Origin of the sequence: Chryseobacterium sp. JUb7 (assembly GCF_024806495.1) — a bacterium.
Lineage (GTDB): Bacteria > Bacteroidota > Bacteroidia > Flavobacteriales > Weeksellaceae > Chryseobacterium.
Map to the genome: position 1 here is coordinate 217,851 of NZ_JANUFF010000004.1, position 26,210 is coordinate 244,060.

Below are 26,210 nucleotides of genomic sequence, written 5' to 3' on the forward strand. Positions count from 1 at the left end.
ATTATGTTTAAGATTGAGATTAAGGTTGAGGCTAAGGATTAAGACCGAATATTATTTAGTCGGTTTGTTATTTTATTTAAATCGTGTACAACTTCACCAATCATATTTTTTATTTCTAAACACTCATTCTCTGAAAAATATTTTACCCTGTTTCCGTATATCAAATGGCTTTTCGTCTCAAATGCAGATCCTCTGGAAATATCGTAAAATCTACTTTTATCTTTTGGTGTTCTTCTTCCAAAACCTTCAGCTATATTAGCCGAAATACTTTCTGCAGATCTTCTTAATTGCGAAGCAAGTGCATAATCTTCTTTTTTGGGTAAGTTTTCAGATATATTGAAACATTTCTCAGCAATATCCATTGCTTTTTGCCAAACCGGCATTTCGGTAAAATCTTTTATCATTTGTTATTACTATTTCCCTCTCAAAAATACTTAAAATTTATCAATCTTGTAAATGATAAACTGCCTCGCTTACAATTTCAGTCTAAACCTCAACCTCAGCCTGAAATTAATCTCAACCTCAACCTCAATCTTAACCTAAATTTCCTATCTTTACGGTAAATGAAATAGAATTAATGCCAGATTTTTTACATCCAGATAAAGACAATTACTCCCGCGAAGAGCTCATGCAGGAAGAACAGATTCGTCCCCAGAGTTTTAAGGATTTTGCAGGACAGAGAAAAACTTTGGAAAATCTTGAAGTTTTCGTTACTGCTGCAAAGAAACGTGGCGGAGCTCTTGACCATGTGTTATTGCACGGGCCTCCAGGTTTAGGCAAAACAACATTAGCCAATATTATAGCCAATGAACTTGGGGTAAACTGTAAGATTACTTCGGGACCGGTATTGGATAAACCCGGAAGTCTGGCTGGTTTATTGACTAATCTGGAAGAAAATGACGTGCTTTTCATTGATGAAATTCACCGTTTGTCGCCTGTTGTGGAAGAATATCTTTATTCTGCGATGGAAGATTATAAAATCGACATTATGCTTGAAACAGGCCCGAATGCTCGAAGTGTTCAGATCGGATTAAATCCCTTTACCCTGGTAGGTGCCACTACGAGAAGTGGAATGCTGACAAAGCCAATGCTGGCAAGGTTCGGAATTCAAAGCAGATTAGAATATTATACCATTGAACTTTTGTCGATGATTATTATCAGAAGTGCACGGGTTTTAGGTGTAAAAATTTATGAAGACGCAGCCATTGAAATTGCCCGAAGAAGCCGCGGAACTCCAAGAATAGCAAATGCTCTGTTAAGAAGAGTCCGTGATTTTGCTGAGATTAAAGGAAACGGTGAAATTGAGATCAACATTACAAAATATGCTCTAAACTCATTAAATGTAGATGAATTCGGATTGGATGAAATGGATAATAAGATCATGCGTGTTATGATTGAGAACTTTAAAGGAAAACCTGTAGGGATTTCAGCTTTAGCAACATCCATTGCCGAAAATCCTGAAACATTGGAAGAAGTTTACGAGCCATTTCTTATTCAGGAAGGCTTTATCATCAGAACACCAAGAGGGAGGGAAGTAACTGATAAAGCATACAAGCATTTAAATATTACCATACCTAGAAATCCGGGAGAACTTTTTTAATAAATAATTAAAAATGAATAATTAATATTGGAAAATACAGAGAATTTTCAAGAAAAAGATAATGCTGTTCGAAATAAATCTTTTGATTTTTCAATTAGAATAATCAACTTGTATAAAGTTCTTTACAATGAAAGAAATGAAAAAACTTTATCAAAACAATTGCTTAGAAGTGGAACTTCAATCGGAGCAAATATAGAAGAAGGCATAGCTTCTTTTAGTAAAAAAGAATTCATTTATAAACTTCAAATATCATATAAGGAAGCTTATGAATCTTTTTATTGGATTAAACTTTTACATAAAACAGAATTCATCAATGACACAGAATTTAATTCTTTAAAAATAAATATTGAGGAAATTATAAAACTATTAACTACAATTTTGAAAACTTCCAAACAAAATTATTAATTATTCATTTTCACTTTTTAATTATAAAATGTTTATACCAAAATTATATAAAAGCGAAGATTACAATTTGATGAAAGAAATTATCAAAGAGAATTCTTTTGCATTATTAATTTCTTCTGTAGATAAGATAAGGGCTACTCATGCTATGATGATGCTGAATGAAGACGACAAAGAAAATATATGTATTGAAAGTCATATTTCAAAAGCAAATCCGCAAGCGAAAACCTTGAAAAGCGGAGATGAAGTTCTTTGTGATTTTCTGGGAGCACATACGTATATTTCAAGCAGTTGGTATGACCATATCAATGTTTCAACCTGGAATTATGAAGCAGTACAGATTTATGGAAAAGTTGAATTGATGAGTTCGGAAGAATTGTATCATCATTTAGAAAAACTAACAACTAAATACGAAAAATTTCAGCAATGTCCCATTATGGTAAAAGATATGGGAAGAGATTTTGTGGAAAAAGAAATGAAAGGTGCTTTTGGATTGAAAATCATTCCGACTGAGATTTTCATCAAGCAAAAACTATCTCAAAACAGAAAGGAAAATGATTTCCGGAATATTATTTCCAATCTTGAAAACGGGGATGACAATGGAAAAAAAATTGCTGAGAAAATGAAACTATTAAAAAAATAAATACATTATAAAACTTAATATTATATGAAACTATATCCAATACAATGTGGAAAATTTAAACTGGATGGCGGCGCCATGTTTGGAGTCGTCCCAAAGAGTCTGTGGGAAAAAACAAATCCGGCAGACGAAAAAAACCTGATCGAACTGGGAACACGTTCCCTTCTTGTGGAAGATGGAAAAAAACTTATCTTAATTGACTGTGGTCTTGGAAATAAGCAAGATGACAAATTCTTCGGTCACTATTCTCTTTGGGGTGATGATAATTTAGATAAAAACTTAAAAAAATACGGGTTTGTAAAAGAAGATATCACGGATGTATTCTTAACACACCTTCATTTTGACCATTGTGGCGGAGCCATTGAATGGAATGACGACAGAACAGGTTACAGACCTGCTTTCAAAAACGCACAGTTCTGGACTAATGAAAACCACTGGCAGTGGGCGACAGAGCCTAATGCAAGAGAAAAAGCAAGTTTCTTAAAAGAAAATATTATTCCGATTCAGGAAAGCGGGCAATTGAATTTTTTACCCCTTCCAACTACCGGAAATTATGGTTTTGCTCCAGATTTGAAAATGGATGTTATTTTTGTTGACGGACATACCGAAAAACAAATGTTGCCAGTTCTTCAATATCAGGATAAAACAGTTGTTTTCGCTGCAGATTTGATCCCTACAGCAGGCCATATCAATCAGGTTTATGTAATGGGATATGATACGAGACCACTTTTGACACTGGAAGAAAAAGGAAAATTCCTGAAACAGTGTATAGATAATGAATATTTATTATTCTTTGAACACGATGCTCATCATGAACTGGCCAGTCTTAAAATGACTGAAAAAGGAGTGAGACTAGATGAGACATTTAGTTTTAATGATGTTTTTGGATATTAATTTTTAAGTATGGAAGAATTACATTCGGAGACGCAAAAAGCAGACCCTGATCCGTTATCAACTCCCAAAATCATTGGATTAACGGGGGGAATCGGTTCCGGAAAAACAACAGTAGCAAAATTCATTGAAGAATTCGGATTTCCGGTATATTATTCGGATGACAGAGCGAAAGATATAGTGAATGATGACGACAATTTAAAGGCAAAAATCAAAGAACTTTTAGGTGAAGAAGCTTATGATGAAAATGGTCTTTATAATAGAAAATTTGTTGCTGAAAAAGTTTTTAACAATAAAGATTTACTTCAGCATTTAAATGAAATCATTCATCCGGCTGTTCGAATTGATTTTGAAAACTGGCTGAAGAAGCAGACCAAGTATTTAGTATTTAAAGAAACAGCGCTGTTATTTGAACTGAGACTTCATAAACAATGCTATAAATCTCTTCTGGTAACTGCTGAAGACAATATCAGAACTAAAAGAGTAATGGACAGGGACGGAAAAACCTACCGCGAAGTAGAAGCCGTCATGGAGAAACAGATGCCGGAAAAAGACAAAATAAAACTTGCAGACTGTATCATTTATAACAACACTAATGTAGAAGATTTAAAAGACCAAACGGAAAAAATAATCTTTGATATCGAATAAAAAAAACTCGTTAGAATTTATTTTCTAGCGAGTTTTTTTAGGTCTTTAAGTCTTTGAAAAAAAAATAAGCTCTCATTTCTGAGAGCTTATTCTATTAAAGTTAATTAAGAATTATTATTCTTTAATGAATTTCTTCTGAACAGTGATTTCCTCTCCATCCTGGATGTCTATAACATAAACTCCATTGATTAATGCATGAACGTCAATCTTATTATTCAAAATAATTCCGTTAGATACTAATTGTCCTGCAGAGTTGTAGATCTTATAATTTGCTCTTGGGCTAATATTTTTCACATACAATACTGAGCTAACCGGGTTAGGATAAATTACAATATCCGTCTGGCTGATCGCATTAGGTACAGGATTTTTAGAAATTCTTACTGTGTAGTCTTCAACTTCGCCATCCGGGAAGTTTGTACAGTTTACAGGGATACCGTCTTTCTGTAACGCCACTCTCATTACAACATATTTATAATCTGTCATACTGATGAATGCATCTGCCGGAACATTGAATGTTCCTGTAAGAGGCGTCGTAGAGTTTGCAGGAGAAGTATATACTCTTTCATTGATATCGAAATAGCCATTTCTGTTAAAGTCAATCCAAACTGCAATTCCTGCATTTGTACCAGACGCTAATTTTTTCTCAATCGTAATTTCATTCCCTGTAGATCCCTGGATCATTTCTATAAACTTAGCAGGATTTCCTGTGTAGTCTGTATAAGTAGAAGCTCCGGAAGCATTATCCATTACTGGTTTACCTGTAGGTTTTACAGTAACTTTTGCAATTGATGCACTTGTTGCACTCGCTGAAGACATCTGACAATAGATCACTGTAGGTGTTGTAAAGAAGTAAGGTTGAGTAAACGTACCTGTAGTATTTCCACTACAAACGTTTGCAACCATCATTTCATACTTCGTTAATTCTGTTAAACCTGTAAGTGTCAAAGTATTTGTATTTACAGCTACTGTTGTCCAGCTCGGAATTCCAACTTTTCTGTATCTCAACAAATAAGAAGCTCCCGGGAACGGATCCCAAACCACGACAGCAGATGTAGGCGTAAGGTTTGTAATTGTTAATCCCGGAGGAGGTAAATCACAAGTTCTTTCCGTTGTAAATACTTTTGGATTTGAGTATGGATTAATAACTGTATCTCCGATACATCTGTTAGCTACCTGAACTTCATACGTTGTATAAGGTGTTAAACTTGTCAAAGTATGTGTATTTCCAGGTGCCGCTACAGGATCAATTACTGTCCAAGGTAAAGTAGATCCTACAATTCTATATCTTAAAATATAGTTTGAGCTTGCTGCAATTGGTCCCCAAGATACTACAGCAGAGTTTGTTGTCACATTCGTGATGGTTACAGTCGGAGGAGTCGGATCACATTTTGTTGTGAATGTTCTCACTGCTGTAAATGTACCTGCAGTTCCACCACAAACAGCTGCAATCTGAACTTCGTACGTAGTAGCAGGAATTAATCCTGAAGCCGTAAGAGGAATATTACCCAATTGTGTTGAAGCATAAACCTCTGTCCATGGTCCAGCAGGAGGTCCCTGTACTCTGTATCTTACCAGATAGCTTAAGTTATTCGTTGCTCCGGTCCAGTTGATCACTGCAGAGTTGTGAGTAACAGTAAATGTCGGTAAGTTCGGCGTAGCGCTACTACAAGGTCTTAGCCTTACAGCATAATCTTCAACCTCACCGTTAATAGCATTCTGACACAACACAGGTGCGCTAGTACGTTTTAGTACCACTCTCATTGTTGTTGTCAAAGTACCTGTATACACTCCTGTAGCCGGTACACTGAAAGTATTGGTAACTGGAGTTGTTGTATTTGCAGGAGAGTTTAATATTTGTTCAGTCGCTTCAAAAATTCCGTTTCTATTATAATCTATCCAAGCACTTACTGCTTCATTATAAGTAGCACCAGACCAACCTTTCGCTACTGAAATTGTATTTCCTGTAGAACCAATGTCTAAATTGATCAAAGTAGCCGGTGTCGTATAACTGATATAATTGGTCTGAACTGAAGTATTATTCATTGGAAGTACTCCAGGGTTGGCAGAAGTAACTGTTACATTAGAAATATAATCAGTTGTTCCAGTACCTGTCATATTACAATATGATAATGCCGGAGTTGTAAATGTAGTCGTAGAAGAGAAAGACCCTTGTGTTCCACCACAAACTGTTGCTACCTGAACATCATATGCAGTCTGTTCTGTAAGACCTGTAATATTATAAAGGTTGATTGGCGGCGCAGTAACATTCACTGTAGTCCAAGCTCCACTTGGAGAAAGTCTGTATCTTACAACATACGTAGCACCTGTAGTCGGAATCCAAGATACCGTAGCCGTAGTAGCTGCAAGGTTAGAAATTGTAATGTTTGTAGGCGGCGCACTTGAACAAGGCTGAAGATCTATTAGTTTCACAGCATAGTCTTCTACTTCACCCCATGTGAATGTACCACAAGCTGTAGCTGCTGCAGATTCTCTTAAAACGACACGCATACGTGTTGTAAAAGTTCCTGAGTATGCACCAGCCGGAACAGTAAACGTTGCCGTTACAGGAGATGTCGTATTACTTGGTGAAGTTAATACCTGCTCGCTGGCTTCGAAAGTTCCGTTTCTGTTAAAGTCAATCCAAACACCTGTCCCAAATGAATACTGAGTTCCCGGCCAGGTTTTAGTTACAGAAATCTGATTTCCTGTAGATCCTCTTACCAAAGTCAATAATCTTGTCGCATCCGTACTATAATCTGTATAGTTACTGAAGTTTGAATTACTAGACATTACAATAGAGTTTGTAGGAACTACTGTAACATTACTGATATACCCATCAACAGTAGTACTTGTAGATGCCGCTGAACAATAAGAAATAGCAGGTGTTGTAAAGTTTACACTTGGGGAGAATGCTCCTTGTGTACCTCCACAAATTGTTGCTACCTGAACTTCATATGTTGTCTGCTCTAATAAGCTGGTTAATGTTGTATTATTAACAAGAGGTGTTGTAATATTAATGGTATTCCACGCTCCACTTGGAGCGACTCTGTATCTTACAACATAAGTAGCACCCAAAGCCGGCGTCCAGGATACAAATGCCGTAGTCGCTGTAATATTGCTTACCGCAATGTTTGCTGGTGGTGCTGTTGTACAAGGCTGTAACTGCTCTGCTACGAATTGTACTTTAGGAATAGCTGCATATCTGCTGCTTGCAGTAGGAGGTGCAGCCGGGTCAGGGTTTACACTGTCACTGTAATATAGTATACCTCTGTTTGTCCCTGCATTATAGCTTCCCCAGTATGCAGTACAAGAATAATCCGGAGCATTTTCATCAACAGCAATTACAATATTATCCGTTCCGTTCCATATGAATGGTGTCGTTAAAGGAATTTCTACCCAAGTACCGGCTGTCATAGTCGGCATAGTTCCTGAATAAACTTGTGTTAAAGTTGTTGATGGTACCCAACTCGTTGTTGTTGCGTAATTAGCCTGAGTAGTATTACCCATGTAAACTACCCACTGATTGTAATTAGCCTGAGTAGATGCCGGAGAATCTACATAAAATTTAATTTTTGTAATATAATTATTTGGACCAACAGCAGCTCCCACTTCGGCAGCAGTATAAATCTGTTGAGAATAACTATATCCAAAGCAAGAATAGACAGGAAGGTTACCTGTCGTCGTTGTACCTGTTCCAATTTGTCCCGGTGTAAATGCAGGGCCAGGTACCCAGGTACTTTTATCTGTACCTGAACATACAGATCTTACCCACCAGTAATGAGTTGTCCCTCCAGGCAGACCTCCAACAGTGGCTGTAGTTGCCGCAATTGGCGTTCCTGTCATAGTAGGACTTGGTGTCGTATTGGTTGTTGAAACATAATACTCATATCCATTTGCAGGTGCTGTTGCAGGTGCAGTCCATCCTAATGTTGCACCATTATACGTTACTGTAGGGACTACAGGAGCCGTAGGTACAAAACAGGTCGGAATAAATAATGAAATATTATCAATAGCAATCGGAGGGTTGGTTCCTACGATATCATCATTTCTCCATTCGAAGACAAGACGCATTGGTCCCCCTGCAAATGTACTGATATTCATTGTTGGCGAACTGTAAGTCTGCCATGAGTTCTGCTGGTTAAATTGCCCAACCTGTGTTCTACCCGCTGCAGGAGCAATCTGAACTCCGGGAGTTGGGGTAAAAGTAGCAGGAACTAACCAAACTCTTAAATAATCATAAGTACTTTCCCCGTAACCTTTCCAATCGAATGAAAAGCTTGCTAAAGTTGTACCCGCAGGAATCGTAATATCTCTATAGGCCTGTACCACACTTTCGTTGTTGATACCATAGCTATTAGAGACTCCATTATCATTCGAGATGTAAAGGGAGCCGCCGGGATTTCCTGTTACAGATCCATAGAACCATTGATTGGTCTGACCTGTGTTCAAAAGCGTCAAATCATTACCTGTCGTAAAATTCTGACTATAGGGTAATGTTGCTGGTGTTTGTCCGTAAAGCTTGCTGAGCAGCCCCACACTTAACAAACACAAAAGAAATAATAAAGAAGTAGAGATTTTCTTCATAATGTTCTCAAATATTATATTAATTACACAAATCTAATCATTTTTTATTACTAATTTAATAAATAAACTCATTTTTTTTGAGAAAATTTAACAAAAACAATCTTATGATTTGAAATAAAAAAAATCCCCAGACAAAGCCTGAGGATTCATTATTATTTAAAGTATTTTATTACTTTTTGATAAATTTAGATCTGAATAAATCTTTTCCTTTTTCGTCAACTGTGATAATATATGCTCCTTTGATTAATGAAGAAACATTGATTTTACCATCGTTGATATTTCCACTTCCAATTAATTGACCAGCAGCGCTGTAAATTTTGTAAGAAGCTTTATCTGTAACTTTAGTAACATTTAATACATCAGTTGCAGGGTTTGGATAGATTTGGATACCATCTTTAGGGTTAGCAAGATCACTTGTTCCTAGAGAACCTGTTATAACAACATTGTAATCTTCGAATTCACCGTATGTATTATATGTACCACAAGCAGCTCCAATATATTGTCCAGCAGTAGTAGTATATAATGAACCAACACGTAATCTAAGCCCTAATCCTGTAACAGCATTAGCAGGAACAGTAAACATTGCAGTAACCGGATTCGTAGCTGAAGTCGTTACCGTCATAATTCTTTCAGAATCTTCAAATGTTCCGTTTCTGTTGAAATCGATCCATGCTGAAGTTGCTCCAGGATAAGCAGTTCCGCCTAACCATCCTTTGGTTACTGTTAAAGTATATTGAGTACCTGCTACAAGATTTACCTGCAATGCAGAATTAGCAGCATAACTTGTATATGTACTTGCACTAGAGTTATTATTAACATTTGCTAATGTAACATTTGCGATATAGTCATCTGTAGCATTACCAGAAGCAACTGCACAATAAGTAAGTCCGGCAGTAGTAAAGTTACTTGAAGCTGAGAATGTACCAGTTGTACCTGAACATATTGTAGCTACCTGAACTTCATAAGCCGTTCCGTCAGTAAGGTTTGACAATGTTGCACTATTTGTTGTAACATTCACCTGTTGCCAAGTTGTTTCAGTTACTTTTTTGTAACGAACTACATAAGTAGCACCTGAAACCGGCGCCCAAGTTACAGTAGCACCACTAGTTGTAATATTACTTGTTGCAACACCTGTTGGAGCTGTACCATCACAAGCTGAGAATGTAGTTACCAATACAGATTTAACCGCATAGAATACATTTCCGATAGAAGAAATTCTTAACTTAATTGTCTGACCATTCAATGAAGAAGGGAAAGTAAGACTTTCTGATCCGTCATTAGCTGTAGAAGCTGTTAAAACAGTCCATGTTGTCCCGTTATCAGTTGTATAATCTATTTTAACATTAGCTACACTATAAGGAGCTGCTGCTGTATTTGCAACATCCCACTCTACCGTTGTAGCACTGTTTGAAGATGCAAACTGAGTATTTACTTTAAATGGACCATCATTACCTACAACAATTGTCTGCTCAGCAAACTGACTTTGCTGTTGAGCCGGGTCAGGGTTATTATCTCTAACAGTTACAGCAAACTTAGATGTTCTTGCTACCATAGAAACAGATTCCCAACCATTGTTTGAGTTATCTAAAACTCCTGCCAATACTGAAGATAATTTAGGGAAATATCTTGTAGGGTTTGTAGTCGGAGTAAACGATCTGAAAGAAGCACCATAGGTTGTTGTACCTAAGTTAGTCTTATTAATAGTCTGTGCAGCAGTCGTTCCACTGTCAACTTGTTCCCAAGTGTAAGTTAGAGGGTCATTTTCAGTATCAGTTGCTGATGCCGTTAATACGAATGCCGTTCCTTTAGGAATGTTATAAGTAGGTAAAGCAGCAATTACCGGAGCATTATTGTTCATTGTAGTTTCTACATCACAAGTCTTATTGATAAGGTTAGTCTGAACCTGACTAATACTTGCTTTGTGGAAATAAGCATCAGAGTGTGCCTGTACATCAGTAGTAGCACCAGTAATACCTGCATATCCCATAATTGTAGATCCAGAACCTGGCTCAACATTCACACCAGTTCCTTCGATAGCGTGAGAGAAAGTATGGTTTGCTCCTAACTGGTGACCCAATTCGTGAGCTACATAATCGATATCAAAGTTATCTCCTTGAGGAATTCCGTCAGCTGGAGAAGTGTATCCTGAACCTTTTCCTTTTGGAACAGCAGTAGTGGGGTTTATACAAACACAACCAATACATCCTGCGTTACCACCACCACCGGAAGCTCCGAATAAGTGACCGATATCGTAATTATCGTTACCTACATTGGCAGTAAGAGCCTGTTGCAATTCAAGATTCCAAGCACCCGCTGCACCTGTAGACGCAGCTGAATAAGGATCAGTACTTGCATCGGTATAAATTACATTCGGGAAACTTTGTAAAATTAATTTTAAAGCAAAGTCTTTTTCAAATACACCGTTTACTCTTGTCATGGTAGCATTGATTGCAGAAAGAGCTCCCGCAACAGTTCCTCCATGGTAAGCAGTATATTCACCCGTTACAGACATTACAAGTCTCATTGTTCTGTACTTCTTGTCAGACATTTTTGAGAAATCTGTAGGCTGGTTGGTAAATGATTTACCCTGATCATATAACTGATCAATCTGCTTCGTTGCAGCTACACCTTCATCTGTACTACAAACAAAACTTTTTGTTCCAGTTTGCTTTGTTTTAGGGTGTACACCATATACTGTTTTATCAGCATTCTGAGGTTCAATAAATTCATAGTTTCCATCTTTGATGATCATTGATTGGAAATCTATTGGAGAAACTGAAAATCTTAAATATTTCGTAGGATCATCAACTCCCACCCCAACATAAGATCCTAACTGATATTGATCAGCTAATGATTTTACAACAACCGGAGCACTGTATACAGCAAATTTTTCAATCTTACCATTTAGAGTTGGTAATGAAATTTCAACAGGCTTTGCATTAGGTCCTGTTTCCTGAGCATTCTTAAGCTGCTCTCTGATCTTATTAAGATCTAACTTGTAATAGCCACGCACCAAAGAGAATTCTGTACCTCTCTTAGGAGCCTGTGTAGGTGACCACTGCGCCATGGCAGAAGCACCTATCAAACTACAAAATAAAGTAGTAATGAGTTTTTTCATAAAAGGACTATTTTTTAACTTCTCAAAAATAACCACAGATTATCATAAAAACCAAAAAAAAAACTGATTATTTTACTTTTTTTTAAATAATATACTCAATACACCATCAAATGGACAATTTCACACACAAATAAAGCCCTGAATAATCTCAGGGCTTCATTTAATTTTAATGAAAAATTCACTTCATTTTTCTTATTTCTTTATAAATTTAATACTTTCAGAAATCGTATTATCTTTAATTGTTATAACATAAGTACCTCTTATTAAATCAAATACCATTACCTGATTATTATTAATCATTCCTTTTTTCACCAACTGCCCTACTGCATTATGAATTTCAAAATTAGCCTTAGCGGAAACTTTGCTGATATTTAAAATATCGGAAGTTGGATTTGGATACAACTGAATCTGTGTCTTAGGATTATTTAAATCCGCCGTACCTAATGAACTTGAAACAATTACTTTATAATCTTCAACTTCACCATATGTATACGAAGTACATGCATCCGGTGATGTATTATAACGTAAAGCAACTCTCATCTTTAATGATTTGTTCAATACAGCTGTTGCAGGAACTGTAAATGAAGAGCTTACTGTAGGAGTAGTATTTGCAGGAGAATTCATTACCATTTCACTTGCTTCAAACGTTCCGTTTCTATTAAAGTCTATCCAAACTTTCACTGCTTCTGAATATATTGTACCAGTCCATGTTTTGGTTACAGAAACTGAATTATTAGAAGAACCACTGATAAGGTTTATCGTTTTAGCTGGATCTGTACCATAATCTGTATAAGTTCCCGCTCCAGAAGTACTATTAACATTAGCCAATGTTACATTTGATATAAATTCATCATCTGAGTTTGAAGATGTTAATGAACAATAAGTAACAGATGATAATGTTTTGAACTGACTGTTTGTACTATAGGCCCCAGGTGTTCCTGAACAAACTGCCGCTACCTGTACATCGTACAGAGTTTCATCTTCCAGACCGCTTAAAGTAGCACTGTTAGTCGTAGAAGTTGTCTGCATCCAAGAAGCATCTGTTGATTTTTTATATCTGATTTGATAAGTAGCACCTACTACAATATTCCAACTCACCTCTGCAGATGAAGCTGTGATATTTCCAACCGTTACATTTGTAGGAGCACTTCCATCGCAACTAGAAGCTGTGGTCACTAATATTTGTTTTACGGCATAGAATACATTTCCGATTGAAGATATTCTTAATTTAATATTCTGTCCATTTAAAGCAATCGGAAAATTAAAGTTTTCTGTTCCGTCGTTTGGTGTTGATGCTGATAAAACAGTCCATGTAGTTCCGTTATTTGTAGTGTAATCTATCTTAACATTTGCCGCATTATATGGTGCTGCGTTTGTATTGGCTACATCCCACGTTACAGGAGATGAAATATTGTGATATACCTGTGTAGTATTGATTTTGAAAGGACCATCGTTACCCACAATAATTTCCTGTGTTTCAAATTCAGTCTGCTGTTGGTTGGCAGCTGGATTATTATCTCTTACTGTTACTGCAAATCCTGTAGTTCTTGGAACCATTGAAACAGATTCCCAGGTATTTCCACTATTATTCAATACCCCGTTTAATACAGATGTAAAATTAGGAAAGTATCTTACAGGGCTAGAATTTGGCACTGCAGATCGAAAAGAAGCTCCACTTGCAGTAGTTCCTAAATTATTTTTATTAACAGTAGTTAATGCGTCATCTATTTCTTCCCATGAATAGCTCAATGGATCATTTTCAGCGTCTGTCGCAGAAGCAGTTAATACAAAAGCAGTTCCTTTAGGAATATTATAACTAGGTAATGCTGCTATCAAAGGAGGATTATTGGTAATCGCAGTTTCAACATCACAGGTTGTGGATGCTAAATTCTGCTGAACCTGTACGATACTGGCAACATGGAAGTATGCATCTGAATGAGCTTGTACATCATTATTTGCACCGGTAATTCCGGCATATCCCATGATAGTAGAACCAGATCCCGGCTCCATATTAACCCCTGTTCCTTCCAGACTCATTGAAAAAGTATGATTAGCTCCAAGCTGATGTCCCATCTCATGGGCTACAAAATCGATATCGAAGTTATCACCTACCGGACTTGTACTTTGAGTAAAAGCAGATCCTTTTCCTTCTGGATCAGCCGCTGTAGGACTGGTACAGACACATCCGATACAACCAGCATTTCCGTTATTTCCGGCCGCATTAAATAAATGTCCGATATCATAGTTTGGCTCACCCACATTTGCTGTAAGTGTTTGTTGCAATTCTGAATTTAAATTAGTCGTATAAGGATCCGAAGCCGCATTGGTATATATAATCCCCGGAAAATTCTGAACATTTAAGTGCAATGCAAAATCTTTTTCAAACACACCGTTAACCCTTGTCATTGTGGCATTAATTGCTGCTAGAGCTCCCGCCACGGTTCCACCATTAAAAGCCGTGTATTCTCCCGTTACAGAAATTGCCAGTCTCATGGTTCTGTATTTCTTATCAGAAGATTTTGCAAAATTGGTAGGTTGATTTTTAAATGAGCTTCCAGCTGTGTAAAGATTTGCAATTTCCTGCTTAGATAACTTATTTTCATCGGTAGTACATACAAAGCCTCCTTTACTTTTATTCGATTTCGGATGTACTCCATATACCGTTTTATCAGTATTCTGGGGTTCTATAAATTCATAATTCCCATCTTTAATAATCATCGACTGAAAATCATTGGGAGCTACTGAGAACCTTAAGAATTTTGAAGGATCATCAATACCTACTCCTACATAAGAGCCCAATTGGTATTGATCAGCTAATTCTTTAACTACAACAGGAAAACTGTATACCGCAAATTTTTCAATTTTCCCATCTAATGTAGGCAATGAAATCTCCACGGGTTTAGCGCTTTTACCTGTTTCCTGAGCATCTTTAAGCTGTGTTCTGATTTTATTAAGATCAAGCCTGTAATAGCTGCGTATGTTGGAAGATTGCTCTGATCTTCCGTTAAATGCAGTAGGTGTCCATTGCGAAAATGCTGAAACACCGATCAAACTGCAAAATAAAGAAATAATAGTTTTTTTCATATAGGCATCATTTTTTTGTACTCAAAAATATCTATATGAAAAATTAAAAGCTAAAAAAAACGAAATAATTTAATATAAAGCATTAATTGATATCGAATAAATCATTTTTAACTAAAATTAATCATTATTAACAAAAAAAATCTTAAGAAAATTCTTAAGATTTAATCGAACATATCAACTGATTGTGAAAAAAGCTGTATTTCTAAAATTTATACCCGATATTCCATGCAAATCCCATATTGAACTTGGAAGAACTTCTTCCGAAACCCGGAATGATCATTGGCTGAATATCATCTTGTTTGGTTGTGAAAACCATATATCTAGGCTGAAGATTGACATCAATATAAAAATTGGACTCAAAAAGCTGAACCCTTCCTCCAAGAGTGCCTTCGAGCCAATAGGAAGACTGTGTAGAAGAAGGAAATGCTATAGAAGAGCTGCTTCCTCCGTATCCCCGAACCGGCACGGACATATACTCCTGTGTGTAAAAAGATCCGCCCAATTTTCCTCCTGCATAAAAACCGTTAAAAGCATTTTCTGCATCTTTTGCCAGCATATAAAATGCACCCAATTTCAAAAAAGGGCCATTCGCTTTGGCATCGTAGCCGTTTTTCTGATAAATGTTTTTATCAAAACCGGCCTCAATAACAGCATGCAAATCACCTTTTACTCTTGAAGAGATAAATCCCTGATACAGTTTTCTGTCGGAAAAGAAAGAAGCACCAAAATTAAGAACATCAAAACCTACCATAAAATTCGGTTCATACTTCCATTGTTCTTTTTTCACTTCTTTTTTATCCTGAGCAAACCCCAGCAGGCTTATAATGCTAAAAAAGAAGGTAAAGATTAGTCTTGTCTTCATTCTCTATTTGATTTAATCCTAATTCCAGCTTCTGAACCGGGCTAGGTGTTACTAATTCTGAACTTAAATTCTCATATGATTTCTTAATTCCACATCCTGGAGATACATAGGTATTTTTGGTGGAATAATTGACTCTTACTTTAGCTTCAGGGCCATTGAGCCTTGTTTTAAAATAAATATCTGTAAAAGGCGAATCGTCAACACGCAATGGTATTAATCTGGACTCATTATTAGCCGTTTTACCCAATGCAACCTTCCCGGATCCATAATCTACCGATACATACAGAGAATCAACAGTAAGAGCCTTTCCCGATTCTGCATTTTTGAAAGATATTTTCATTCTCGGAGTACCTTCTCCACTTTCGCAAATATCATCATCTCCTCCGCAAGAAATCAACATTCCTAAGGTACAGACTAGTAAAAGAAATTTAAAATACTTCATATTAAGATTTGATAAGTTTCAAATTTAAATAAATTATTTTTTAATCAACAACGCAATATTTTCCACGTGGTGTGTTTGCGGGAACATATCTACCGGTAAAATTTTCACCAGCGTATAATGATCTTTCATCAAAGCAAGATCTCTCGCCTGTGTTGCAGAATTACAGCTTACATACACTACTTTTTCCGGAGCGAGTTTTAATATCTGTTCAACTACTTTTTGGTGCATCCCATCTCTTGGCGGATCGGTAATTAAAACATCTGCTTTAGGATGATTTTCCAAAAATTCATCATTAAAGACATTTTTCATGTCTCCACAGTAGAATGTCGTATTGGTAAGACCATTTAATTCAGCATGTTCAATAGCAGCATCGATAGCTTCCTGCACAGATTCGATTCCGATTACCTGTTTTGCATTTCGAGCCACATACTGAGCGATAGTTCCTGTTCCGGTATACAAATCATAAACTACTTCATCGCCTTTCAGATCAGCAAATTCAAGGGTTTTTCTGTACAACTCCAATGCTTGCTTGTAATTGGTCTGAAAGAATGATTTTGGACCTATTTTAAATTTCAGCCCATCCATTTCTTCCATTAAAAACCCTTCTCCAAAATAGATATTCACATCCAAATCGTAGATAGAATCATTCGGCTTTGGATTAATGGCATAGACCAAAGTTTTAATCTGAGGAAATTGTCCTAACAGGAATTCAAAAAGGTTTTCTCTGTTTTCTTTTTCTTCTCTGTAAAGCTGGAAAAGAACCATCCATTCTCCCTTAGAATTCTGTCTCATCATTAGGGTTCTCAAGAATCCTTCCTGATTTTTAACATCAAAGAAATCAAGACCATGATCTACTCCGTATTTTTTTACAGCCAAACGGATTGCATTCGATGGATCTTCCTGAAGAAAACATTCTTTAAGATCCAAAATCTTACTCCACATTCCCGGAATATGAAATCCTAAAGCATCTTTACTTCCGAAATTTTCTTCAGAACTAATCTCATATTTAGTAAGCCAACGAGCGTTTGAAAAAGAAAATTCCATTTTATTTCTGTAAAAATACTGCTCTTCAGACCCTAAAATCGGAACGGTTTCAAAATCATCAATTCCCCCAATTCTTTTAATATTATTGTAAACCTCTTCCTGCTTGAAATCCAATTGTTTTTCATAGCTCATATTCTGCCATTTGCAACCGCCGCAAACGCCAAAGTGAATACATTTTGGTTCTACTCTGTAAGGGGATTTTTCAAGAACTTCAACAGCTTCGCCTTCATAATATTTAGACTTTGCTTTTTTAACTTTTACATTCACAATATCCCCGGGAATAGCTCCGGAAACGATCACAGTTTTACCTTCTTCCGTTCTTCCAACGGCTACACCTTTTGCTCCGGCGCTTAAAAGCTTTATATTTTCAAGAATTAAATCTCTCTTTTTCTTCCTACTCATTCTAAAATTTTCTATTTTTCTAATCGGAATCTTACGATTTCAGTTTGCAAAAATACAATAAAAAAAAACCTTATCCGAAGATAAGGTTTCTATATATAATCAATTTAAATTATTTTGTCTGAGCCGGTTGAGGATTTCCCTGCTGAGGAGCTGGTGCCGGAGCTACCTGAACCGCTGAAGGATCCATTCCCTGCTGCTGTAACTGAGCAGTAGGATCTACTTTCGGAGCTGAAAGCCCTGTCTGCTTATCCAATACCGTTACCAATTCAGGATCACCAAGATTTACAAATGATCTTGCTGCTATTTTTCCGTCTTTGTCTACGATAACAAAACAAGGAAGTTTAAATCCGTAAACACCGTATTTTTTAGCAATATCAGATCCTAATCCTCCATCTGCATATACATTTGTTCCAGGAATTCCTTTCAGTAAAGAATTGCTTGTTTTTGTGAATTGTTCTTTTGTATCATCTAAGTCTACAAAAATAAAATTCATTTTAGACTTATAGAAGTTAACCACTTCTTTCAAAACAGGTACAGTAGCTTCACCGATATAAGGATTCCAAGATGCATAAAATACTAACATGTATGGTTTTCCTTTATTTTCTGAAAGCTTGTATGCTTTTCCGTCTTGTTTAACCAATGATGCATCCTGAGCTAATTCTCCAACTTTAGGACCGTTAACAGCGATTTGAATTTTTTCTAAGTCACTTTTAATCGTAGCATCTTTGATATCCTCAGAAATGATTTTTTTAAGTTTATCTGTAGTTTTCGCCGGAGTTCCAGGGTGAATATCAGACTGAGCCATTACAAAAGCTAAAAGATAGTCTTTAGTAGTCTGAGAAAGATCTTTTTTACCTTTCAAAAATTCATTAAATAATTCTGAAGTGGTAATATCTGTTTTTCCTTTGCTTTTTGCTTCAGCATATTTTTGGAAATCAGGACTCATTTTTGATAAAAGGTAACTTCTGTACGCCGGGTTTTCTTTTACCATCTGATCTTTATTCTCCTGAAGTTTATTTTCATAATCTGTGAAAACTTTAGATACTTTGAAAGAAGGATTACCAGACATTTGACCTTTCATCATCTCATACTGACTCATGATTGAAAGAATAGTACTTGCAATATCATTTTTCTTCCAAGCTACCACTTCACTGTCAGGGCTGAACTTTTTAACATTTTCTTCAATGTTTTTTTCAACATCCTTTTGTACTTTCTCTACTCCCTGAACAAAAGTTTTCTCATCTTTTGTCATCAGCTCTTTCATATTTACTGTCTGAGCATAATTTGTAAGGTATTTTTGAGTAGCTGTGAAGAAATCATTGTTCTTCTTAGCATCACCCGTAATAACATATTCACTTGGGAAAGTCAAACCGTTTCCAGAAATCTCAAGAGTCTGACCACCTTTTAAATACACTAAATTTTGTTTTCCACCATAAGAAATCACATACATTCCATTTTTAGGAGCTTCAAAGCTTCCTGTAAATGTTCCGTCATTTTTCATTCCGATATTTGCCAACGGTAAAGTGGCCACACCTGAAGCTTCAATAAATTCGATTCTCTCTAATGGAGATCCGCCAGTGATTTTTCCTTTTACTTCAACTTTTTTAGAGCAAGACATCGCAAAAATCGCGATGATAAACAATAAAAGATATTTTTTCATTTTGAATTTTATAATTACGCAAAAATAAGTTTTTAGATATACTAAATGCAATTAAATAGCACTTTTATGAAAGATTTAACTAAAAAAAATCGCCATCCGGTGAGGAGACGATTTTTTATGGTATCTCAATATAGATTATCCTCTGTCAGCAAGGGCTGCCATGTATTCTCTATTCATTCTGGCGATGTTCTCAAGAGAGATTCCTTTCGGACATTCCACCTCACAAGCCCCAGTGTTTGAACAGTTACCGAATCCTTCTTCGTCCATAGCTTTCACCATGTTCAGAACTCTTCTCTTCGCTTCTACTCTACCCTGAGGTAAAAGAGCATACTGAGAAACTTTAGCTCCTACGAATAACATTGCAGATCCGTTTTTACAAGTAGCCACACAAGCTCCACATCCGATACAAGCCGCAGCATCCATCGCTTTGTCGGCATCTTCTTTAGGAACCGGAATTGCATTGGCATCCAGCGTATTACCTGAAGTATTAACTGAGATGAAACCACCTGCAGCCATTACTCTGTCGAATGCGCTTCTGTCTACCATTAAATCTTTAATAACCGGGAAAGCAGCACTTCTCCAAGGTTCAATAACGATCGTTTCACCGTCTTTGAACATTCTCATGTGAAGCTGACAAGTCGTGATACCCGTATCAGGACCGTGTGCTCTACCATTGATATAAAGAGAACACATACCGCAGATTCCTTCACGACAGTCGTGGTCGAAAGCGATAGGTTCTTTTCCTTCGTTAATGATATTTTCGTTCAAAATATCTAACATTTCTAAGAAAGAAGAATCTGTAGAAACATCTGATATTTTGTAGGTCTCAAACTGACCTTTAGTTTTGCTATTTTTTTGTCTCCAAATTTTTAGGGTAAGATGAAGGCCTTTTTTTGCACTCATAATGATTTTTTTATAGGTTGGAGATTATTTGTAACTTCTTGCTTTAACTTCAATGTTTTCGTAGATCAAGTCTTCTTTATGCAGAACTTCTGTGGTGATATCATCACTCTGATATTCCCAAGCTCCCACATATTTAAAGTTAACATCATCTCTTTCCGCTTCACCTTCAGGAGTAGCATGATCTTCTCTGAAGTGTCCACCACAAGATTCATTTCTGTGTAATGCATCAATCGCCATTAACTGTCCTAATTCAATGAAATCTGCCACTCTGAAAGCTTTTTCAAGCTCAGTGTTCATTCCATCGGCATCACCAGGAACTTTCACATCTGCCCAGAACTCTTTTTTCACCTGAGCAATTTCAGCAATAGCTTCTTTCAAACCTTCAGGAGTTCTTCCCATTCCCACCTTATTCCACATGATATGTCCTAATTTTTTGTGGAAATGATCTACTGAATGAGTTCCTTTATTATTTAAGAAGAAATCTACTTTATCTTTAATTTCTTTTTCAGCTTTGTCAAAATCTGCAGAGTTTGTAGGAATCGCACCTGTTCTGATGTCTGCAGAAAGATAATCTGCAATCGTGTAAGGAAGTACGAAATATCCGTCTGCCAAACCTTGCATCAAAGCAGAAGCTCCCAATCTGTTAGCTCCGTGATCTGAGAAGTTAGCTTCACCGATTACGAAACATCCCGGAATAGTAGACTGCAAGTTATAATCTACCCAAACACCACCCATTGTATAGTGTACTGCAGGATAAATCTTCATTGGCGTTTTATAAGGATCATCAGCTGTAATTTTCTCGTACATTACGAATAAGTTACCGTATTTCTCCTCAATCCAAGCCTTTCCTAAATCATAGATCTGCTGATCCGTAGGATTGTGAATATGTTTTTCGATAGCGGCTTCTTTACCTTTTTTGATGATCTCTGTAGAGAAATCCAGGTAAACACCTTCTTTAGTATCATTATTTTCGATTCCGAAACCAGCATCACATCTTTCTTTACCCGCTCTAGAAGCAACGTCTCTAGGCACCAAGTTTCCGAATGCAGGATATCTTCTCTCTAAATAATAATCTCTATCTTCTTCTTTGATATTTTCTGGTCTTAATTTACCTTCTCTGATCGCTACAGAATCTTCTTTTTTCTTAGGAACCCAGATTCTTCCTGAGTTTCTAAGAGATTCAGACATCAAAGTCAGTTTAGACTGCTGAGTTCCGTGAACCGGAATACAAGTCGGGTGAATCTGTACATAACAAGGGTTTGCGAAATACGCTCCTTTTTTGTGGATTTTCCAAGCCGCAGAAACGTTTGATCCCATTGCATTTGTAGAAAGGAAATATACGTTTCCGTAACCTCCAGAAGCAATTACAACAGCGTGAGCAGAATGTCTTTCGATTTCACCTGTTACCAGGTTTCTTGCGATAATACCTCTTGCTTTTCCGTCTACAATTACCAATTCCATCATTTCATGACGGTTGTACATTTTAATTCTTCCTTTACCGATCTGACGGCTCATTGAAGAATAGGCACCTAATAATAACTGTTGACCTGTTTGCCCTTTAGCATAAAAAGTTCTTTTTACCTGAACCCCACCAAATGAACGGTTATCTAACTGACCGCCGTAATCTCTACCGAAAGGAACTCCCTGAGAAACACACTGGTCGATAATATTTGCAGAAACTTCAGCTAATCTGTAAACGTTGGCCTCTCTCGCTCTGTAGTCACCACCTTTGATGGTGTCATAGAACAATCTGTAGGTAGAGTCACCGTCTCCCTGATAATTTTTAGCTGCATTGATCCCCCCTTGAGCTGCAATAGAGTGCGCTCTTCTTGGAGAATCCTGATAGCAGAATGCTTTTACATTGTATCCCTGCTCAGCCAGAGTAGCTGCAGCAGAACCACCTGCCAAACCTGTACCAACAACAATAATATCAATCTTATCTCTGTTGTTTGGTGCAACAAGGTTCATATGGTCTTTATGATTTTCCCACTTATCCTTTAAAGGACCCGCCGGAATTTTTGAATCTAATTTACTCATACTGGTATATTGATATTATTGAGTTACAAAGTGAAAAATTGCAATAAAAATAAATCCCGCAGGAACAATGATTGAAAACCATTTCCCGAAAGCTTTAATTACCGGAGTGTATTTAGGATGTCTTGCCCCGATTGACTGGAAAGAAGACTGAAATCCGTGTGCTAAGTGCAATCCTAATAAAACAAAAGAAATTACATACAAAGCCACTCTCCAGATGTCAGCAAACTTTTCGTGAAGCTCAGGCCAAAAACGTTCTGCATCAGGAGCGATTCCTTCTACATACTTATAATTGATTTCGTGTAACCAAAAATCATATAAGTGAAGCGCTAAGAAAGCCAATACAACAGCTCCGGAAATAATCATATTTCTGGACATCCATGATGAATTCACAGAAGGGTTGTTTGCTGCGTACTTTACAGGACGCGCTTTATTATTCTTAATCTCCAGAACAAATCCCATAATGAAATGAAAAAGAACTGCAAAACCAAGAATAGGCTGCATTAAGAACTGCACAAAAGGATTATAGCCCATAAAATCAGATGCCGTATTGAACGCATCCTTATTCAGAACTGATAACAAATTGGTCGTCAAATGCAGTATAAGAAAAACCAGCAAAAATAGAGCTGATAATGCCATAGCATATTTTCTACCTATCGTAGAACTCGTTAAACCTGCCATATAAGTTTAAATTTGAATTTCCCACAAAATTAAGAAATGTTAACTAAATCAAAAAGTGAGAAATCTCACAATTAGTCAGTTTGTAATCTTTCTAAATAAGAGCCCCCAGCTTTGTAAATAAGGGAAAAACAAAAAATATAACAATTAATTTATATCATAAATTTTACTATCATAAATAACCTTTCGAGCTGATTTTGAAAAAGTATTTATTTCAACATGTTTGACTCTTCTCGATGCGCAATACGGATTGATGATAAATTGTTTAATTTTTTGTTTATCAGAATTTTCATTAATCCAGAAACAGACCTTATTGCCTTTCTTCACAGAAAATATTTTACTTTTATGCCCGTTGTGAACCAGAATTTCTGTTTTTTGGTTTTCATAAAAATCAAAACCAATTCTCATGATAAAAAAGCCGAGTATTACCATTATCAATCTTGCAGAATTTTTAACATTAAATTTAATAATGGTAAACCTCAGCAGATAAATTATTAAAAACAGAAGCAGAACCTCAATAAGGTTTATTGAAATATTCTCAAAAAACAATGCATCAAAATCAGAAAACCAATGAATAATTTTCAAAAGCACCTGAATTACAAAATCATAGACCATATTAACGTAGCTAAAATCAAGTTTAAAAGCAATTAATATCGTCATCAAAAAAGAAAAAATGATAATTACTTCAGAAAAAGGAACAATGACAAGATTGGCAACAATAGAAATGAATGAAAACTGATGAAAATAGTATAATACTAACGGTAGCGTGGCTAATTGTGCAGAAACAGAAATAGAGACGGTATTAAAAATCAATTTTTTAAACCAATGATCCTGTTTTGGAAAATATTTTAAAATAGGCTGATTCAACCAGAAAATCCCTAAAACAGCCAGGAAACTTAACTGAAAACCAACATCAAAAATCTGCTGAGTATCAACAATCAAAATAATAAAAGCCGAGAGGGCCAAAGAATGTAATAAATCCGGTTTTCTCTGCAACAGCATGTAAATAAAATATACACTCAGCATAATACAAGATCGGACAACCGAATTTCCAAACCCTATAAATATTGCAAATAACCAGATAAAAAGCAAGCTTAAAACAATTGCATATTTTCTGAATTTTAAAGGTAAAAATCTAATTAGCAAAAAATAAAGCAATCCGTAAATAACAACAATATGCGTCCCCGAAATAGCAAGAAAATGCACCAATCCGGACCTGTTAAAATCCAGCACTGTCTGTGAATCTATTTCCGTACGATCGGCAAGAATAATTCCTTTCAGAAACTCCTGTGTTTTAGAAGATATCCCGGACTTGTTAATATTTTGCAGAACATTCAGTCTTCTTTGAGAAAATTTTTCACTTAAGCTCAGATCATTTCTTACTGCAAAAGAAACCCCATCATTAATATAACATTGGTATTCAATTTTTTTTCTATTTAAATATTTTGAATAGTCAAACTGAAAATTATATTGTGGCGGTTTAGGTTTTGTAATGTAAGCATTGGCTTTGTAATAATGTTTAAAATCTAACTCATCATGATCTTTTGGAATGTACAACACAGCATTAAACTGCTCCTTTCCAGCCTGTCCCAATGCCTCATATTTTTTATTTCTTTCATTTGTATTTAGTTTTTTGGAAATTTTAAACTCTATATTTTCATTTTTAGAAAGCAAGAATTTCTGTGGTGAAAAAGTATTTTGATGGTGAATAAAAATACCCATCAAAAAAAATAGACCCCCCAACAAATAAGGTCTGCTTCTAAATAGGAAATATGACTTTAAAGAAAAAGAAATTAAAATAATGACGCATATAGCCGCCATCAGAAAGTTAATATTTTCATCCAGATCAAACCAATCCTGAAAGAAAATCCCAAAGATAAAGCAGATAACGAGAATGAGAAGTGGTTGTTTATTCAATCGAATGAGTTGTGTTATTCAAAAATATTTATTGAGGCGAATATTTGCACATCAAAATTTCAGAATTTTCAAAACAGGACAACATTCATGATATAAAAGAAAAATCGCAGAAAAAACTTCTACGATTTATATAAATAATTCAATATTTTAAACCTTTAAAATAACCTCAGCGGCATGATCACTTGCCCCGCTTCCGCCAAGTTTCTCTCGTAAAAGCTCGTAATCATTTAATATCTGAGCTCTTTTTCCCCCCTCTATCACTTTCTTCAGTTCATCTACAAGATTCTTTGTATTGAGATCATTCTGAATCAGTTCTTTTACCACTTCACGATCCATAATCAAATTAACCAAAGAAATATAATTAATATTTTTAACCAACCTTTTTGCAATAGCGTAAGAAATTTTACTTCCCCGGTAGCAGACCACTTCCGGAATATTTAATAAAGCAGTTTCCAAAGTAGCTGTTCCTGAAGTTACCAATGCTGCCTTTGAACATCTTAATAAATCATACGTTCGGTTTGAGACAAAATGCACGTTTTCGTCCACATATTTTTGATAAAATTCTTTTGGAAGACTCGGAGCTCCGGCAATGACAAACTGATATTCTTTAAAATAAGGTCTTACGGAAAGCATAATTTCCAGCATCTTTTCCACTTCCTGTTTTCTGGAACCCGGTAAAAGCGCAATAATTTCTTTTTCGTTTAAACCATTTTCTGATTTAAAATCTTCTGTACTGATATCTTTCAGATTGGAGATCGCATCCAATAACGGATGTCCTACAAAATGAGAATGCACTCCATGTTTTTTATAAAAATCTTCTTCAAAAGGAAGAATAACCATCATCTCATCCACGTATTTTTTGATGATCTCGACCCTGCCTTCTTTCCAGGCCCAGAGCTGGGGCGAAATATAATACACCACTTTTATTTCAAGCTCTTTTGCAAACTTTGCAATACGTAAATTAAATCCGGGATAATCAACAAGAATTAAAACATCTGGTCGATGGTTTTTTATATCCTCTTTGCAAAACTTAATATTATTCAGGATCGTCCGCAGATTTTTTGCCACTTCCAAAAACCCCATGAAAGCGAGATCTTTGTAGTGCTTCACCAATGTTCCACCCTGTGCAGCCATCAGATCGCCACCCCAAAAACGAAATTCTGCCTGGGAATCTTTTTGTTTTAAAGCTTTTATCAAATTACTTCCGTGCAAATCTCCGGAAGCTTCACCTGCGATAATGTAATACTTCATTTTTTATGAAATGTCTTATTATTTTTATAGCTACCCAAAAACTCCTTTTT

The 26,210-nt window shown here is 36.1% G+C and carries 18 protein-coding genes; 5 read left to right on the forward strand and 13 right to left on the reverse strand.

From position 1 onward, the window contains the following. Positions 1 to 38: 38 nt before the first annotated feature. Positions 39 to 404: a four helix bundle protein gene (locus tag M2373_RS09980; protein WP_259110219.1), complete on the reverse strand. Its 366-nt coding sequence runs from the start codon at positions 402 to 404 to the stop codon at positions 39 to 41. A gap of 173 nt (positions 405 to 577) precedes the next feature. Between M2373_RS09980 and ruvB the strand changes: the two genes are divergently transcribed. The 5 genes from ruvB to coaE are packed head-to-tail and all read left to right on the forward strand — an operon-like array spanning position 578 to position 4,181. Then, complete coding sequence (gene ruvB / locus M2373_RS09985; RefSeq protein WP_259110220.1) at positions 578 to 1,600, forward strand: Holliday junction branch migration DNA helicase RuvB; 1,023 nt, start codon at positions 578 to 580, stop codon at positions 1,598 to 1,600. Between the two features lie 27 nt (positions 1,601 to 1,627). After that, positions 1,628 to 2,005 (forward strand): four helix bundle protein, encoded by a 378-nt coding sequence (locus M2373_RS09990; RefSeq protein ID WP_259110221.1) that lies wholly within the window; start codon positions 1,628 to 1,630, stop codon positions 2,003 to 2,005. Between the two features lie 28 nt (positions 2,006 to 2,033). After that, positions 2,034 to 2,645, forward strand: a complete 612-nt coding sequence (locus M2373_RS09995; protein WP_259110223.1) for an FMN-binding negative transcriptional regulator — start codon at positions 2,034 to 2,036, stop codon at positions 2,643 to 2,645. 24 nt (positions 2,646 to 2,669) lie between these two features. After that, positions 2,670 to 3,536: an MBL fold metallo-hydrolase gene (locus M2373_RS10000; protein WP_259110225.1), complete on the forward strand. Its 867-nt coding sequence runs from the start codon at positions 2,670 to 2,672 to the stop codon at positions 3,534 to 3,536. A gap of 9 nt (positions 3,537 to 3,545) precedes the next feature. Next, positions 3,546 to 4,181 (forward strand): dephospho-CoA kinase, encoded by a 636-nt coding sequence (gene coaE, locus M2373_RS10005; protein ID WP_259110228.1) that lies wholly within the window; start codon positions 3,546 to 3,548, stop codon positions 4,179 to 4,181. Between the two features lie 114 nt (positions 4,182 to 4,295). Here the strand turns inward: coaE and M2373_RS10010 are convergent, their stop codons facing one another. The 12 genes from M2373_RS10010 to lpxB form a co-directional block, all read right to left on the reverse strand. Next, a complete protein-coding gene (locus M2373_RS10010; RefSeq protein WP_259110231.1) occupies positions 4,296 to 8,765 on the reverse strand; it encodes a GEVED domain-containing protein in 4,470 nt (1,489 codons plus the stop codon). A gap of 169 nt (positions 8,766 to 8,934) precedes the next feature. Beyond that, positions 8,935 to 11,883, reverse strand: a complete 2,949-nt coding sequence (locus tag M2373_RS10015; RefSeq protein WP_259110234.1) for a reprolysin-like metallopeptidase — start codon at positions 11,881 to 11,883, stop codon at positions 8,935 to 8,937. Positions 11,884 to 12,075: 192 nt separating this feature from the next. Next, entirely contained in the window at positions 12,076 to 14,967 is a 2,892-nt protein-coding gene (locus M2373_RS10020; RefSeq protein ID WP_259110236.1) for a reprolysin-like metallopeptidase, read from the reverse strand. A gap of 202 nt (positions 14,968 to 15,169) precedes the next feature. Continuing rightward, a complete protein-coding gene (locus M2373_RS10025) occupies positions 15,170 to 15,829 on the reverse strand; it encodes a DUF6048 family protein (RefSeq protein WP_259110239.1) in 660 nt (219 codons plus the stop codon). Then, the gene (locus tag M2373_RS10030; RefSeq protein WP_259110241.1) at positions 15,795 to 16,271 is read right to left on the reverse strand and encodes a DUF6452 family protein; all 477 of its coding nucleotides are present in this window, start codon (positions 16,269 to 16,271) and stop codon (positions 15,795 to 15,797) included. Before M2373_RS10030 ends, M2373_RS10025 begins: the two co-directional genes overlap by 35 nt. A 33-nt stretch (positions 16,272 to 16,304) precedes the next feature. Further along, positions 16,305 to 17,717: a 23S rRNA (uracil(1939)-C(5))-methyltransferase RlmD gene (gene rlmD / locus M2373_RS10035; RefSeq protein WP_259110243.1), complete on the reverse strand. Its 1,413-nt coding sequence runs from the start codon at positions 17,715 to 17,717 to the stop codon at positions 16,305 to 16,307. A gap of 109 nt (positions 17,718 to 17,826) precedes the next feature. Continuing rightward, complete coding sequence (locus tag M2373_RS10040) at positions 17,827 to 19,377, reverse strand: TlpA disulfide reductase family protein (RefSeq protein ID WP_259110245.1); 1,551 nt, start codon at positions 19,375 to 19,377, stop codon at positions 17,827 to 17,829. A 135-nt stretch (positions 19,378 to 19,512) separates the two neighbouring features. Continuing rightward, on the reverse strand, positions 19,513 to 20,280 hold the full coding sequence (locus M2373_RS10045; RefSeq protein ID WP_039365171.1) for a succinate dehydrogenase/fumarate reductase iron-sulfur subunit: 768 nt from the start codon (positions 20,278 to 20,280) through the stop codon (positions 19,513 to 19,515). 24 nt (positions 20,281 to 20,304) lie between these two features. After that, positions 20,305 to 22,317, reverse strand: coding sequence for a fumarate reductase/succinate dehydrogenase flavoprotein subunit (locus tag M2373_RS10050; protein WP_259110252.1), 2,013 nt, complete (start codon positions 22,315 to 22,317; stop codon positions 20,305 to 20,307). 15 nt (positions 22,318 to 22,332) lie between these two features. Then, the gene (locus tag M2373_RS10055) at positions 22,333 to 22,995 is read right to left on the reverse strand and encodes a succinate dehydrogenase cytochrome b subunit (protein ID WP_259110254.1); all 663 of its coding nucleotides are present in this window, start codon (positions 22,993 to 22,995) and stop codon (positions 22,333 to 22,335) included. A 144-nt stretch (positions 22,996 to 23,139) separates the two neighbouring features. Continuing rightward, on the reverse strand, positions 23,140 to 24,909 hold the full coding sequence (locus M2373_RS10060; RefSeq protein ID WP_259110257.1) for a ComEC/Rec2 family competence protein: 1,770 nt from the start codon (positions 24,907 to 24,909) through the stop codon (positions 23,140 to 23,142). A gap of 147 nt (positions 24,910 to 25,056) precedes the next feature. Beyond that, the gene (lpxB, locus tag M2373_RS10065) at positions 25,057 to 26,160 is read right to left on the reverse strand and encodes a lipid-A-disaccharide synthase (RefSeq protein ID WP_259110259.1); all 1,104 of its coding nucleotides are present in this window, start codon (positions 26,158 to 26,160) and stop codon (positions 25,057 to 25,059) included. Positions 26,161 to 26,210: the final 50 nt, after the last annotated feature.

Excerpts from the sequence above, each read along its gene's own strand:
- M2373_RS10050 (WP_259110252.1), bottom strand. The coding sequence starts at position 22,317 with ATGAGTAAATTAGATTCAAAAATTCCGGCGGGTCCTTTAAAGGATAAG.
- M2373_RS09995 (WP_259110223.1), top strand. The coding sequence starts at position 2,034 with ATGTTTATACCAAAATTATATAAAAGCGAAGATTACAATTTGATGAAA.
- rlmD (WP_259110243.1), bottom strand. The coding sequence starts at position 17,717 with ATGAGTAGGAAGAAAAAGAGAGATTTAATTCTTGAAAATATAAAGCTT.
- coaE (WP_259110228.1), top strand. The coding sequence starts at position 3,546 with ATGGAAGAATTACATTCGGAGACGCAAAAAGCAGACCCTGATCCGTTA.
- M2373_RS10055 (WP_259110254.1), bottom strand. The coding sequence starts at position 22,995 with ATGGCAGGTTTAACGAGTTCTACGATAGGTAGAAAATATGCTATGGCA.
- M2373_RS10040 (WP_259110245.1), bottom strand. The coding sequence starts at position 19,377 with ATGAAAAAATATCTTTTATTGTTTATCATCGCGATTTTTGCGATGTCT.
- lpxB (WP_259110259.1), bottom strand. The coding sequence starts at position 26,160 with ATGAAGTATTACATTATCGCAGGTGAAGCTTCCGGAGATTTGCACGGA.
- M2373_RS10000 (WP_259110225.1), top strand. The coding sequence starts at position 2,670 with ATGAAACTATATCCAATACAATGTGGAAAATTTAAACTGGATGGCGGC.
- M2373_RS09980 (WP_259110219.1), bottom strand. The coding sequence starts at position 404 with ATGATAAAAGATTTTACCGAAATGCCGGTTTGGCAAAAAGCAATGGAT.
- M2373_RS10030 (WP_259110241.1), bottom strand. The coding sequence starts at position 16,271 with ATGAAGTATTTTAAATTTCTTTTACTAGTCTGTACCTTAGGAATGTTG.
- M2373_RS10010 (WP_259110231.1), bottom strand. The coding sequence starts at position 8,765 with ATGAAGAAAATCTCTACTTCTTTATTATTTCTTTTGTGTTTGTTAAGT.
- M2373_RS10020 (WP_259110236.1), bottom strand. The coding sequence starts at position 14,967 with ATGAAAAAAACTATTATTTCTTTATTTTGCAGTTTGATCGGTGTTTCA.
- M2373_RS10025 (WP_259110239.1), bottom strand. The coding sequence starts at position 15,829 with ATGAAGACAAGACTAATCTTTACCTTCTTTTTTAGCATTATAAGCCTG.
- ruvB (WP_259110220.1), top strand. The coding sequence starts at position 578 with ATGCCAGATTTTTTACATCCAGATAAAGACAATTACTCCCGCGAAGAG.
- M2373_RS10045 (WP_039365171.1), bottom strand. The coding sequence starts at position 20,280 with ATGAGTGCAAAAAAAGGCCTTCATCTTACCCTAAAAATTTGGAGACAA.
- M2373_RS10015 (WP_259110234.1), bottom strand. The coding sequence starts at position 11,883 with ATGAAAAAACTCATTACTACTTTATTTTGTAGTTTGATAGGTGCTTCT.